This is a genomic window from Longitalea arenae, assembly GCF_016924755.1.
GTDB classification, from domain to species: domain Bacteria; phylum Bacteroidota; class Bacteroidia; order Chitinophagales; family Chitinophagaceae; genus Niastella; species Niastella arenae.
The window spans coordinates 51,568-65,226 of record NZ_JAFFJX010000011.1 but is presented as its reverse complement, the minus strand read 5'-3'; the positions used below and the strand labels follow the sequence as shown (position 1 = coordinate 65,226).

Below are 13,659 nucleotides of genomic sequence, written 5' to 3'. Positions count from 1 at the left end.
GTCTTTTCCTATGTGTCCGCGTCGGGTAACCGATCGGGCAGTCCTGATCTTTATTGGCCAGATCAGGATCTCTCGCAGCGCAAGTATTAAAACGGTTATAAATGCCATTGGCATCAGCAGCATGCCAATAAATATCAGGGCTGAAAAAATGCAGGCAAAAAGGTAGACTGCCAGTAACATAAGGCAGCTTTCAATAACTTGATTTTTCATAAGCTTTTTCAGGGCCGGATCAAACAGTATTCCTATGCCAATCCCAATTGTAATTTTGACAAAACAGTGAAATCTTTTCGCTTTACACCGTGAAAAATTTTCAGTTTTTAGGGTATGTGTGCTGTTTGCCAGGGCGGGGCAGCAGTCTTTGTCCAATTGACTGCTAAGCTCGCCATGAGAGAAAGTGCTGATATAGCCGTCATTCTAACCGCTGCAAAGAAGATTTTGATAATCAATTCATTTCACTTTGTAAGTATACCAGATCCTGCTTTTGATCCCGGATTGCTGAAACCCGGATTAGAAGCAGGCTCTTTGATGGGGACCAAACTTCTTTTATGGCAAAACCACCACTGAAATGCCATTTTGTAAGGACCAACCCAAGTGCGAACGGGTTTGCACGATTTTTGTTGGGCCGCTTATTATAACGGACCACCATGAAGAAGTTGATCGCTGTCCTGTTTTTCCTGTCAATAGGAATTAAGGTGACAGGATGCTGGGCTCAATACAGTGAGTACCGGTACAGCGTCTTTGCCATGCCGTTTGAGGAAAGTGATACCAAATGCCAGCAATTTGATGCAAAGGAAAAGTTCGAGGAGCAATCTGCCATTGTGCCGGGAGGCACTATAGCATACAATAATTCCGCCAAAAGTACCAGCTATAATTTCCATTCTTATTGTTCATTTTCTTCATATGAAAAGGAGCCGTCCTGCCCGCCTCCTGATGAAAAAGGATCTTCATAAGGTTCCTCGATCAACCTGCTGTTTTCCTATATTTTGTTGACCATAAATACGGTAAAACATGAAAGGTGTATTTAATTCAATAAGAAACGACATTTCTTCAAGTATAGTCGTATTTCTTGTGGCGGTGCCATTGTGTTTGGGTATCGCGCTTGCCTCAGGAGCTCCCTTTTTTAGTGGCATGATAGCTGGAATAGTTGGGGGTATCATTATTGGGTCTATAAGCAATTCATCACTGAGTGTGAGTGGTCCCGCAGCGGGTTTAACAGCTGTGGTTCTGGCAGGCATTGCCACGCTTGGATCGTTCCAGGTCTTTCTTTGCGCGGTATTTCTTGCAGGCGCTATGCAGTTTATTCTTGGTCTGCTAAAAGCGGGGAGTATAGCAAATTATTTTCCGGGAAGCGTTATCAAAGGAATGCTTACCGGGATCGGTATTATTATAATGATGAAACAGGTTCCGCATGCCTTGGGTTACAACCAGGAAGGCACGAATACGATAAATAGTTTTAGTGGTCTGTTGTCAAACTTTCATCCTGGGGTAACCATTATCACACTACTGGCCTTCCTTGTGCTCATTATATGGGAGAAAAAGCTGGCAAAAAAGATCAGGCTGATACCGGGCGCCCTGGCAGCCGTTATATTGGGCATTATTGTGAACCAGGCATTCATTCTTCTTTACCCCGAAATGGCCCTTAAAGGACGCTATCTTGTAAATGTGCCCGTGGCCGATACGTTGACTGACTTCCTCAATTTCTTTGCGCTTCCCGAATTTTCATCTATATGGAACAAAGATGTTTGGATAACAGCCGCCACCATAGCTGTAGTGGCTTCTGTTGAAACATTACTTTGTATCGATGCGGTAGATAAGATGGACCCATTGCGCAGGGTGACCAGCCAAAACCGCGAATTAAAGGCGCAAGGTATCGGTAACATGGTTTCTGGATTGCTCGGCGGCTTACCTCTTACAAGTGTGATCGTGCGTTCTTCAGCGAACGTACAGGCAGGCGCTAAGACCAAAGCATCTACTATTATGCATGGTGTGCTGCTGCTGGCATCCTGTGCGCTGGTTCCCCAACTGCTGAATATGATACCGCTGGGTGCATTAGCCGCTATCCTTATCATTACAGGATATAAACTCGCACGCATTGAGATATTCAAAAAGATGTACCACAGCGGCATCTATCAGTTCCTTCCTTTTATTGTGACCGTTGTCGGCGTGATCGCCACCGATCTGCTTAAGGGAGTGGGATTAGGCCTCGCTACCAGTGCGGCGAGCATTCTTTATTTAAATATGAAGAACGCCTATTATTTTCATAAAGAAACATATCACGACGGAGAGATCATCAGGATCCTGCTTTCAGAAGAAGTTTCGTTCCTGAATAAAGCAAGTATCAAGATGACGCTGCAACACCTGCCAAAACATTCCAAAGTGATCATCGATGCCAGCAAAGCAAAATACATCGATTTTGATGTGCTGGAATTGATCAGGGAATTCAAAGACATACAGGCTCCCGAAAAACAAATTGATTGTCAATTGACGGGCTTTAAAGAATCTTATGGTATTAACAACACATATGCGGTGACTTCTGGACCTACATCAGGCTTCACAAACAATATTCTTCAATCAAATAAATACGCAAACGTATGAGAACCTTAAATAAGGAATTACAAGAGCGCATCACGCCCAGGCAGGCTTTGGAAATATTGCAGGAAGGCAATCGCCGTTTTGTGCAGAATTTAAAGGTGAACAGAAACCTGCTCGAGCAGGTTAATGAAACCCGCGACGGGCAATGGCCCTTCGCCGTAATACTCAGTTGTATCGACAGCAGGACCTCTGCGGAGTTGATCTTTGACCAGGGTTTAGGGGATATCTTCAGTATACGTATTGCCGGAAATATTGTTAACGATGATATTCTTGGAAGCATGGAGTTTGCCTGTAAAGTAGCCGGTTCGAAATTCATTGTAGTACTCGGCCATACGAAATGCGGGGCTGTAAAGGGAGCATGTGATCATGTTAAGCTGGGGCATCTTTCCGGGCTGCTTCAGAAAATAGAACCTGTAATTGATGCCGAGCAAAGCGTTCGGGAAAACAGAACATCCGCCAATGCGGTCTTTGTCGAAAAAGTGGCAAGGATGAATGTTGAAAGGAACGTCGAAGAGATTTTGAAACGCAGCCCTATCATCCAGGAGCTGGTTAACCAGGGTAAAATAGGCATTGCAGGAGCCATGTATGATGTGGCGTCAGGGGAGGTGCAATTCTACGACCACACCATCATCATCAACGAAGGTGCCGAATCCCATGCAACCCAGGAGGTTTGGTAAGGCAAGCCATAAGGAGTCAGACGCTAACCGTCAGCTCTTTATGGCTTTTTACTTATTTTTCCGCAAGCGGGACAGGCAGGCCTATATTCACATTTCTGAAAAAAAACGCGTTTCGTTTAGGGTAATCCCCCGTTCTTTTGACTAATAATCAGCAAAAGCCCAAATACCATATGATAAAAAATGCAGGCCTGTTCACCGTTCTGTTGCTTCTTTCCATTACAGGTTTCGCTCAGGTCAAACTGTCTGCTTTCCCGCTCTCATCCGTTGAATTGTTAAACAGCCCATTTAAAGAGGCGCAGCAAACTGATCTGTTGTACATGCTTCAGCTGGACCCGGATCGGTTGCTGGCCCCTTTTTTAAAAGAGGCCGGCCTGCCACCTAAAAATGAAAATTATGGAAATTGGGAGAACACCGGATTGGATGGTCATATCGGTGGCCATTATTTGTCGGCCCTTTCAAACATGTATGCAGCTACTGGTGATAAAGAAGTTTTGCGTCGCCTGAATTATATGATCGATTGGCTTGATTCCTGTCAGCGAAAAGATGGAAACGGATACGTGGGGGCCGTGCCAGGTGGGAAATCACTTTGGAAAGAAATTGCAGCAGGGAATATAAAAGCCGGCAGTTTTTCATTGAATGATAAATGGGTGCCGCTGTACAACATGCATAAACTGTTTGCAGGGCTGCGCGATGCTTATATGATTGCCGGTAATGAGAAAGCAAAAGGAATGCTTATTAAACTTTCCGGCTGGTTTATAGCTGTCACCAAAGATCTTTCCGACGATCAAATGCAACAGATGTTAAGGAGTGAACACGGAGGTATGAATGAAGTGTTTGCTGATGTAGCAGCCATCACAGGCGATACCAGGTATTTGGAAATGGCCAGAAAACTTTCTCATAAAGCCATCTTAACTCCGCTTTTGCAGGAAAAGGATTCCCTGACTGGTCTTCATGCGAATACACAGATCCCTAAAGTGATCGGTTACAAACGCATTGCTGAAATTGGCGGGGATAGCTCCTGGTTACGTGCTGCCGAATTCTTTTGGACCACCGTTGTTCAGCACAGAACTGTTTCTATCGGCGGCAATAGTGTGCGCGAGCATTTTCATCCGGCTACTAACTTTTCTCCCATGATCGATGATGTGCAGGGCCCTGAGACCTGCAACACATATAACATGCTACGTCTTACGGAGAAATTATATTTGTCGAATCCCAAAAGCGCTTATATTGATTATTACGAGAGAGCTGTCTTCAATCATATTCTATCCTCCCAAAACCCAAAAGGAGGTTTTGTTTATTTCACGCCAATGCGGCCACAACATTACCGGGTGTACTCGCAGCCACAGCAAAGTTTTTGGTGCTGTGTGGGATCAGGCATGGAAAATCATGGCAGGTATGGCCAACTGATCTATGCGCATGATGAAAATGATCTTTTTGTAAACCTGTTTATTGCCTCAAAACTTGTTTGGAAGGAGAAAGGCCTTTCCCTGATTCAACAAACAAATTTTCCATACGAGCAAACATCATCGATCAGGCTTACGGTGCGTGAGCCAAGATCATTTGCCGTACATCTCCGGCATCCGTCCTGGTTAAAGGAAGCACAATTACAAATAACCGTAAATGGCCAGCCAATTAAAGCAGTTACAGATGAAAATGGCTTTGTGAGTATAAAAAGAACATGGAGAACTGGTGATCAGGTAGCTATCCGGTTGCCGATGCAGGCTGGCATAGAGTACTTGCCCGATGGCTCACCCTGGGCTTCTTTTACTTATGGACCGATCGTGTTGGCTGCAAAAACGGATACTGCCAATCTTGTTGGCCTGAAGGCGGATGGAAGCAGAATGGGCCATGTAGCCAACGGGCCGCTATATCCTATTGACAAGGCGCCGATGATCGTTTCTTCTCAAAAGGATCCCGCATTGCAGTTAAAGCCGGTGAAAAATAAGCCGCTCCATTTCACCATGGCTGATCTGGTCTATCCGGCCTCGTTTAAGCATCTAACGCTTCATCCTTTTAACTCGATTCATGATGCCCGTTATATGATCTACTGGCGGGTGACCGATGAAAAGGGGTTAAACCAGATACAGCAAAAATTAAACCAGGAAGAAAAGCAAAAACTGGAGCTTGAAAATAACACGGTTGACCAGGTAGCACCGGGCGAACAGCAATCTGAAGTAGATCACCAGTTCAAGGGCGACAGAACGGAAACGGGCGTATTTAAAGATAAACATTGGCGCAGGGGAAGTGGCTGGTTCAGTTATCAGCTAAAGAATGATCAGGGGGGAAAGAAATTGCGCGTCACCTATTATGGAACGGATAAAAGCAGCTTCGAGATCTTTATAAACGGAACTTTGTTGAAAAAGGAAGATCTGGATGGCGCAAAAGGCGACTCTTTCTTCGACATCGATTATGCCATACCTGAGCATTTTTTTAATGGCGGACCGGGATTCATTGATGTAAAGTTTTCGGCGGCAGATGGAAAGATGCCCAGGATCTTTTATGTGCGGTTGATGAAATGATATTCCGTTTTTCCTTTAGAAGCATCACGGTGATCCCCGTGGATACACTTAAAAAAAGAATTAAAATCTTCATTGAGCAGTAAGTTACAGGATGCCGTTTCGGCAAACAATTGTTTAATTTGGGCTGATACTGGTTCGAACTACATCTAACGAGAACATTTAAAAGGTTTTATGATAATACAAAGGTTCAGGTTAGCCCTATTGCTCGCTGTTGCTATTTTACCAGGTATGATAACCATTGCCCAGGAAAAATTTCCTGATGGAACGCCCATACCGGACTGGTTCAGGCAAAACAATCCTACAGACATCAATAAACTGGGTAAACGCTACCGGATCACAGACTACAATGTGAAAAACGACAGTACCGTCATTCAAACAGAAAAGATACAGGCGGTCATTAACAAAGCCCATGAAAACGGCGGCGGCGTGATCATCGTTCCCAAAGGAACATTCCTGAGCGGTTCGCTTTTTTTCAAACAGGGAACCCATCTTCACCTCGAAGAGGGCGGCAGACTGAAGGGCAGCGATGATATCAGTCATTTCCCCATCGTTATGACCCGCATGGAAGGGCAAACCCTCAAATATTTTGCCGCCCTGGTCAATGCCGACAGCCTCGACGGATTTACGATCTCCGGCAAAGGCACCCTGGATGGCAATGGGCTTCGTTACTGGAAATCCTTTTGGTTGAGGCGGGAGTTCAATCCGAAATGTACCAATATGGATGAAATGAGGCCCCGCCTGGTATATGTCTCAAAGAGTAAAAACGTGCAGATCTCCGGAATAACCTGCATGAATTCACCTTTCTGGACGACCCACTTTTATAAGTGTGAGAACGTAAAGCTGCTTAACCTGCACATCTATTCACCAAAAGCCCCTGTAAAAGCACCGAGTACAGATGCCGTTGACATAGATGCCTGCAAGAACTTCCTGATCAAGAATTGCTATATGTCTGTAAACGATGATGCCGTTGCGCTGAAAGGGGGTAAAGGCCCGCTTGCCGACAAAGACGAAAATAATGGAAGCAATCAAAATATTATCATCGAGGACTGTACCTACGGTTTCTGCCATGGGGTATTGACCCTGGGCAGTGAGTCTATCCACAACCGGAATATCGTCCTGCGCCGCATTAAAATACAAAACGCCGAGCGGCTGCTTTGGCTTAAAATGCGGCCTGATACACCGCAGGACTATGAATATGTATTGGTAGAAGACGTCGAAGGCAGTGATGTGGGTAATTTTCTGTTCATCCGCCCATGGACCCAGTTCTTCGATCTCAAAGGACAGAAAGCGTCCAGGAATTCGAATAGCCGCCATATCACTATGCGCAATATCAAACTGGAATGTGATCATTTTTTTAACGTAGGCGCTTCCGAAAATCGGGCGAACGAAAATGCTTTTACTTACAAGTTGTCAAACTTTAGTTTCGGGAATCTTGATATAACGGCTAAGCGAAGCTTGAATATCGACACATCGGTAATCGACAACTTAACGCTTAAAAATGTGACTGTTAACGGAGAAAAGCGCTATTAGGTTACAAGAAGGATTTTTAAAAAAACGCGGTAAGAAGTAAGAAGTAAAAGGTACGAAGGCTGAGATTCAATTTAAGTAGCCTTAGCGTTAATTATCTTCTTACTTCCTACTTTCCACTTCTGTCATTGCCTACTGTCCATTGCCTATTGCCTATGTCCATTGCTTATTGCCTGTTGCCTATTGTCCATTGCCTATTGTCTATTGCTTATTGCCTATTGTCTGTTGTCTATTGCCTATTGCCTGTTGTCTATTGCCTGTTGCCTATTGCCATCGGCTACTGGTATCCCTCGTTTTGCCGGAGTTCTGCACCGGTATTCTGAGTTATTTCAGTGGCAGGTATGGGCCACAAGTTATGGTATGCTTCAATGGTTAGCCCCGACTTCGGATTGTATCTTTTGTTGCGATCGTATAATAATCCGAGGCGTGTAAGCGTGACCGTCCGGAATTCTTCCAGGTACAGCTCGCGCAGGCGCTCGTCGAGGATATAATCCATATTCATTTCTGCGGCTGTGGCAGGTGTAGCATTAGCCCTGTTCCTTAGTACGTTTATATCATTAACTGCGTTCTGTGGTTGCAATTTTCCCAAATATGCCTCAGCTCTCAGTAAGTAAGTTTCTGCCAGGCGCGCCATATATTTTTGCATAAAGAGCCTCGAAGCGCCATTCAACAGGAAACCGCCAAAGGGATTGGTCATATTGGTTTGTACGGCCGGACCCGCAACTGCAACAAAGTCACCAGCAGAAGGAGATGCCTTTCTGATCACCGGGTAAAAATTACGGATGGTGTCTCTGAAATCCGCAGCTAATGTTTTGGCCTTGTAACCATCTTTTACATACCATTTGCCATAATCGGGAGAAGTTGAAGCAACACCGGAGATACGGATGTCCCTGACAATATTATAGGAAGAATTACGAATATCACCCGGTGTCCATATTTCATACAGGAAATGCGATGTCGGGCGGATCCATCCCACACCATTGGAAGAAATGCTGTCAACGAAGTTTCCGTTATACAAAACATTTCTCCTGGTATTGGTTCCTGTTTCAGTGATCCGTAAGCCTCCCAGGCTGGGTACTATTGCCCATGCTGTTTGATCGCCTACAGCCGCCGGGTTATTCAGGGCAGTTTGAATGACCAGCAGCCCTTCCCGGTTGCCTGTACTGTAATTTTGATTGTTGTACTCAAATAAGTCACGATATACATCACCCGGCGTATTGGCCCTTCTGCCAAATCGGCTTGTCATCAGCGCCACACCGGGAAAATTGATCACGCTGGAAGCGCTGGCTATTGCGCCATCGTAATCTTTTAAGGAGATCAACACTTCAGTAAGTATGTGCTGGGCGATCTGCTTGTTTACGGCACCATCGCTTACTTCATTGATGTTCTTTAATAATGCAGTTGCCTGCTCCAGGTCTTTTCTGCATTGTTGATATACCTCTTCCCTCGATGCCCGTACATAATCATACCTCGGCTCATTAAGTTCATTCAGCTCAAGAGGCACCCCACCGAATAAGTTCGCCAGGATCTTGTATGCAAAAGCCCTGAAAAACAGCGCCTGCCCAAGGAAACTATTCTTCTCAGCATCAGAAAGCTGTGTGGCGCCTGGTACCCTGGCAATGATCAGGTTGGCATTGGTAATGATCTTGTAATAGGCGGTCCAGATATTTTGAGGAATAAAATAACTGGGTACCATGGTAGCTTTATAGGCATTCAATTTTGCAGCGGGCTCATAGTCTGTAGCATTAAAAGCAAAATCGGTGGCATAATACAAACCAAAATAAGTGTCGAGGTTAATATTTCCCATGTAAATATTCCGGACGCCGTTATACACATTATTGATCGCCTGTTGAAATTGAGCGGCCGTTTGCAAAGAGTTATCCGGCGTGTAAATCGACAATGGGTCTTCGTCCAGGAAACTCTTTTTACAGGAAAACAAAGTTGTGCCTATTGTAAGTATATATATACTGATAACTAATTTTTTCATGTCTTACAGTTTAATGCCTGGTGTTAACCGTTGTGGTTTGAACCGGCCACGGTTTTACCCTTAAAATGATAAGTTTAATCCCAAAGAATAATTCTTCATCACCGGATACCCGTTCGGGTCTAAGCCGAGTCCTCCGGGAACTCTTTGGCCAAGCGATGTTCTTTGACTCGCGGCTGGATTGGCTTCCGGATCCCAGCCGTCCCATTTGGTAATGGTCAGCAGGTTTTGAGCATTGGCGTAAACGCTTACTGCTTTGAAACCTTTTATCCGCCTCAGCAAAGCATCTGGCAGATTGTACGTAAGCGTCACATCCTGCAGGCGAACAAAACTTCTTGGCATGTAGTGCCAGAAATTTTCGCCCAGGGTTGCTACATAAGTTGCGATACTTCTGTAGCTGGCGCCGGGGTTATTAGGCGTCCAGTAATCAAATACAAAGCCATTGTTATTCCTGATATTGTCAGGGTTCTGCAACATGGCGCCCGGCTTACCCAGGTATGCGTTTTTTCCACCCTGGATGGAATTGATAAAGAATTTTACATTCAGGTTCTTCCAGGTAACACTATTCGAAATGCCAACACTGTATAAGGGATCCAGTCTGCCTATTATTTGTTTGTCGTCGGGTGTAATTACGCCGTCTTTTTTAACCTCTTCGATCTTGTATTGACCTGCCTTGAAGCCCTGTGCTGCCAAAGTGGAAGGAATATCTTCTCCCAACTGGTACATACCGGCGATCTTATAATCATACACGACACCATATGGCTCACCGGTAAAGAAACTCAGGATAGGATCTGCTCCATTGATCAGGTCTTTGCCTGTGCCGTCAATATCGAGGATCTTATTCCTGTTCCTGAAAAAGTTCACCGTTATGTCCCATTTAAAATCCTTGGCAGCAACCGGAACACCGGTGATATTCAACTCCTGGCCCCTGTTCTGGATTTTACCAATATTGATCAGGTAAGTAGAAAAGCCGGTTATGGTTGGCGTAGCCCGGGCGTTCAGCAGGTTCTTTGACTGGGAGAAATACAGATCCAATGATCCGGAAAGGCGGTTGTTGAAGAATGAAAAGTCGATACCGGTATTGATCGAGTTGGTGGTCTCCCATTTCAGATTCGGGTTGGGCTGCTGTGAAAGAAAGGAGCCAAGCTGCCCACCGCCTGAACTGCCGAATAAGTAGCCGTTCGCCAATCCAACGCTCATTTGGGCAAGGGTTTGATAACGGCCGACTGTTCTGTTACCGGTAGACCCATAGGATACCCGGAGTTTCAAATCGTTTATCCATTTGAATGATTGTATAAAATCTTCATTGCTGGCGCGCCAGGCAAAAGCGATAGAAGGGAATGTGGCGGTCTTGTTCCTGCTGGAGAAACCGGAGAAACCATCCCTTCTTACCGTAGCGGTGAGAATGTATTTTCCATCAAAAGAATAGGAAGCGCGCGCCATCTGGTACACCGCCTGTTCTTTCCAGGGTAATAAATTCCCATCGTTCGACACGGTGAGCCGCGCCGCATCGCCCACATCGAGCCTGTTGTACGACAAAGCGCCATTGAGAATGCCGGAGGCCGAGGTACTGGAGCCTTCGTGTTTGTTCACTTCTGCACCATATAACAAGGTCAGGTCAACGCCGTGCAGGCCAAATTCCCTTTTGTAGGTGAGAATATTATCAATTGTGAGAAAATAATCGGTCTGGTATGTTTTATACGCCGTTGCTTCCACTGTGGGCGCATTGTAGTTAAATCTGTTGTAGTAGATGTAATTGTTCCCGAAATTCACCCGGTAGTTCAGCCCTTTCACATGGGGAATGTCTACACTGGCGTAAACATTACCAATGAAGTTGAGGTTCCTGTCCTTGTCCTGCGATCTTTTGAGCACTTCCAGCACCGTGGGCGTAGTGGTGTTTGCATAAAAGGGTAACATCTCGCCGGTTGTGGGATCAAAAGGCAGGGTGTAAGGCTTTAAGTACATGATATCTGAAAAGGTGGGGGATACGCCGCTGTAGTCGTTAATGGATAATCCCGTTTGCGCCCCGATCGTAAGCCAATCGAGCACCTTTGTATCCAGGTTCAACCGCAGGCTGTGCCTTCTGTAGTTGTCATTCAAAATCAAATTCCTTTGATCGAAATAACCATAGCCAACATAAAATTTTGTCTTCTTTGATCTGCCGCTGACGCCAATGGAATGATTCTGAATGCGGGGGCTGGGGTTTGTAAGCAAACTCCACCAGTCTGCCGTATAGCCGTTCTTATAATTGCCGGCTTCCACTGCTGCCAGTTTGGTGCTGGGGTCCCAGTTCGGGTTCATTTGGGTAGGATCGTTCGGGTCCCTGCTTTCAGCCAGGTACCAGTCGCCAATTTTTTGTATGTACTGGGGGCCGGTCATGGGCTTCATTTCTTTTTTGGTCATCTCCTGGATGGAATAAGAACCGGTATAATCAACCGAAATCTTATCTACCCCGCTTGCACCGCTTTTAGTAGTAATGAGCACAACCCCGTTGGAGGCCTGGGAGCCATATACAGCGGCGGCGCTTGCATCTTTGAGCAGGTCGATGCTGGCAATGTCTGAAGGGTTAATGGAAGTGATAGATCCTCTGTATATGAGACCATCCAGTACTATGAGCGGCGCTGTAGTGCCGGAAATGGAGTTTCTTCCCCGAACCATAAGTGAAGGGTCACTGCCCGCCTGGGTTGTTTGTCCAACCGTAAGCCCCGGAACGGTTCCCCGCAAAGCCGACATAACATTCGAGTTGGGCGATTGTTTTTGCACCTGCAGGTTGGCCTTCACCACAGCGCCCGTAACGTCCTGGCGTCTTCTTGTACCATAACCTATAACGACCACATCGCCGAGAACAGCGTCACTGTGCTTCAAGGTTACACTAACCTGGGATGTACTGCCAATGGTAATGTCAACCGGTTCATAATTTATGGCGGAGATCTCGAGTATTTCACCTTCCGCCACCTCAATGGAAAACCGGCCTTCGTTGTCGGAACTTGTACCCCTCGTTGTCTTTTTTACTTTTATGGAAGCCCCGGGAACAGCGGTTCCATTTTCCGTTTGCACCACACCTGCAACTTTTTTAAACCTGGCGCTGGCAGCAGGTGTTTGATCAGGAGTCTGCTGTGCATAGTTTTTAGCCGGAAGCTGTAAGGCTGCAAAAACAAATAATGGAGGCAGTTTCATCATCCATTTGGTTTTCCATAAGGCTGCAAAGGCCCTTATAGAAAAGAAGCAATCGTTATAGTTCATAAGCTAATGTATGTACATCAAAGTAAACTGCTCCTGCAGTGAAATACTTCACTGGTTTTGGCAAATGCTTCAGCAATACTTACCTGAAAGAAGGGAGCAGGTCAGGTGAACAGGACCAACAGAGTTCCCGGACATGCGGGAAAGCTGGCAGTATTTTTTTAGTTAAATAAGCAGCCTGCTCCTAATCGTTTTTAATTCAAAAAAAATATAGTTATGAAAGTGAAAGAAATGGCTGCTTCAGCCGCTGAAATGGTAGGTACCCGGGTTGTAGAAAAGGGCGCAAAAAAAGCAATGCGGTCTTTGCCAACACCTAAACAAAATAAAGTAAGGGGCGCACTGATGATAGGCGCTGCCATGTTCATGCTTATTTCTGGCTTGAAGATGCTTAAGCGGAGGGACTAAAATCTTACCTGAAGGTTACAACAAGATTGTTACCGGAATCAATGCAAAACGCCTCGAATGAATGTTGGCGTTTTGCATCGTCTCCGGCATAATGGCCATCTTTATTTTGCACGCGTTAAGCGTTCATTTTTTCCTGGCTGGCTTCTGTATTAATGCCTGCTTCAGCAATGGTGGTCAGTGTGAGGTCGGCCTCTTTTTCTTCTTCCAATGTGGGAACCAGTAATTCAGCGACCTTATTTTGACCCATGGTCCTGGCCAGTGTGATCAGGCTGCCGTAAGAAGCAATTTCATAGTGTTCCACTTTTTGAGCTGCAATGATCAGGGCAACGTCGCGCTGCGAAGACCCTTCCTCTGTTTCGTCTATCACTTTCCATCCTTCGTCAAAAAGACCCTGCAATCCCATGCAAGGTTGGGTTCTGGGCTCAATGCCTAACTGCGAAAAAACTTCCTCAAGCCGTTGTCTATGCTGTTCTGTTTCTTCCATATGCTCAATAAATGCTTCCTTCAATTGGGTATTGGTGGCTGCAGTACTCATCGTGTTAAGCATCTGCGCCAGGTGGGTTTCCGCCCAGTAAAGCTCCTGTAAGGAGGTCACGAAAAAGTTCTGCAACATTGAATTTTTGTTTTCCTGAATGTTACTTTCCATACAGCTATTATTTTTGTGTGAATGATAAATGATGGGAATGTTTTTGCTCACAGTGCAATCTGACATAAT

Annotated in this window: 9 protein-coding genes; 6 read left to right on the top strand and 3 right to left on the bottom strand. The window is 45.5% G+C overall.

From position 1 onward, the window contains the following. The first annotated feature begins 644 nt into the window (after window positions 1–644). The 5 genes from JT717_RS20010 (at window position 645) to JT717_RS19990 (ending at window position 7,318) form a co-directional block, all read left to right on the top strand. A complete protein-coding gene (locus JT717_RS20010; RefSeq protein ID WP_205512816.1) occupies window positions 645–950 on the top strand; it encodes a hypothetical protein in 306 nt (101 codons plus the stop codon). A gap of 58 nt (window positions 951–1,008) precedes the next feature. Next, window positions 1,009–2,595, top strand: a complete 1,587-nt coding sequence (locus JT717_RS20005; RefSeq protein WP_205512815.1) for a SulP family inorganic anion transporter — start codon at window positions 1,009–1,011, stop codon at window positions 2,593–2,595. Beyond that, complete coding sequence (locus JT717_RS20000) at window positions 2,592–3,269, top strand: carbonic anhydrase family protein (protein ID WP_205512814.1); 678 nt, start codon at window positions 2,592–2,594, stop codon at window positions 3,267–3,269. Before JT717_RS20005 ends, JT717_RS20000 begins: the two co-directional genes overlap by 4 nt. Window positions 3,270–3,439: 170 nt before the next feature. Further along, complete coding sequence (locus JT717_RS19995) at window positions 3,440–5,788, top strand: glycoside hydrolase family 127 protein (protein ID WP_205512813.1); 2,349 nt, start codon at window positions 3,440–3,442, stop codon at window positions 5,786–5,788. Between the two features lie 171 nt (window positions 5,789–5,959). Continuing rightward, window positions 5,960–7,318, top strand: a complete 1,359-nt coding sequence (locus tag JT717_RS19990; protein WP_205512812.1) for a rhamnogalacturonidase — start codon at window positions 5,960–5,962, stop codon at window positions 7,316–7,318. Window positions 7,319–7,592: 274 nt separating this feature from the next. On the opposite strand, the gene JT717_RS19985 is transcribed toward JT717_RS19990, so the two are convergent. Next, window positions 7,593–9,302 carry a RagB/SusD family nutrient uptake outer membrane protein gene (locus JT717_RS19985; protein WP_205512811.1) on the bottom strand — a complete coding sequence of 570 codons (1,710 nt, stop codon included), beginning with the start codon at window positions 9,300–9,302 and terminating at the stop codon, window positions 7,593–7,595. A 60-nt stretch (window positions 9,303–9,362) separates the two neighbouring features. Further along, entirely contained in the window at window positions 9,363–12,542 is a 3,180-nt protein-coding gene (locus tag JT717_RS19980) for a SusC/RagA family TonB-linked outer membrane protein (RefSeq protein WP_205512810.1), read from the bottom strand. 213 nt (window positions 12,543–12,755) lie between these two features. Here JT717_RS19980 and JT717_RS19975 point away from each other — a divergent pair, with 213 nt between their 5' ends. Next, window positions 12,756–12,944: a hypothetical protein gene (locus JT717_RS19975; protein ID WP_205512809.1), complete on the top strand. Its 189-nt coding sequence runs from the start codon at window positions 12,756–12,758 to the stop codon at window positions 12,942–12,944. Window positions 12,945–13,059: 115 nt separating this feature from the next. Here JT717_RS19975 and JT717_RS19970 read toward each other — a convergent pair whose 3' ends face one another. Further along, on the bottom strand, window positions 13,060–13,590 hold the full coding sequence (locus tag JT717_RS19970) for a YciE/YciF ferroxidase family protein (protein WP_205512808.1): 531 nt from the start codon (window positions 13,588–13,590) through the stop codon (window positions 13,060–13,062). Window positions 13,591–13,659 lie beyond the last annotated feature (69 nt).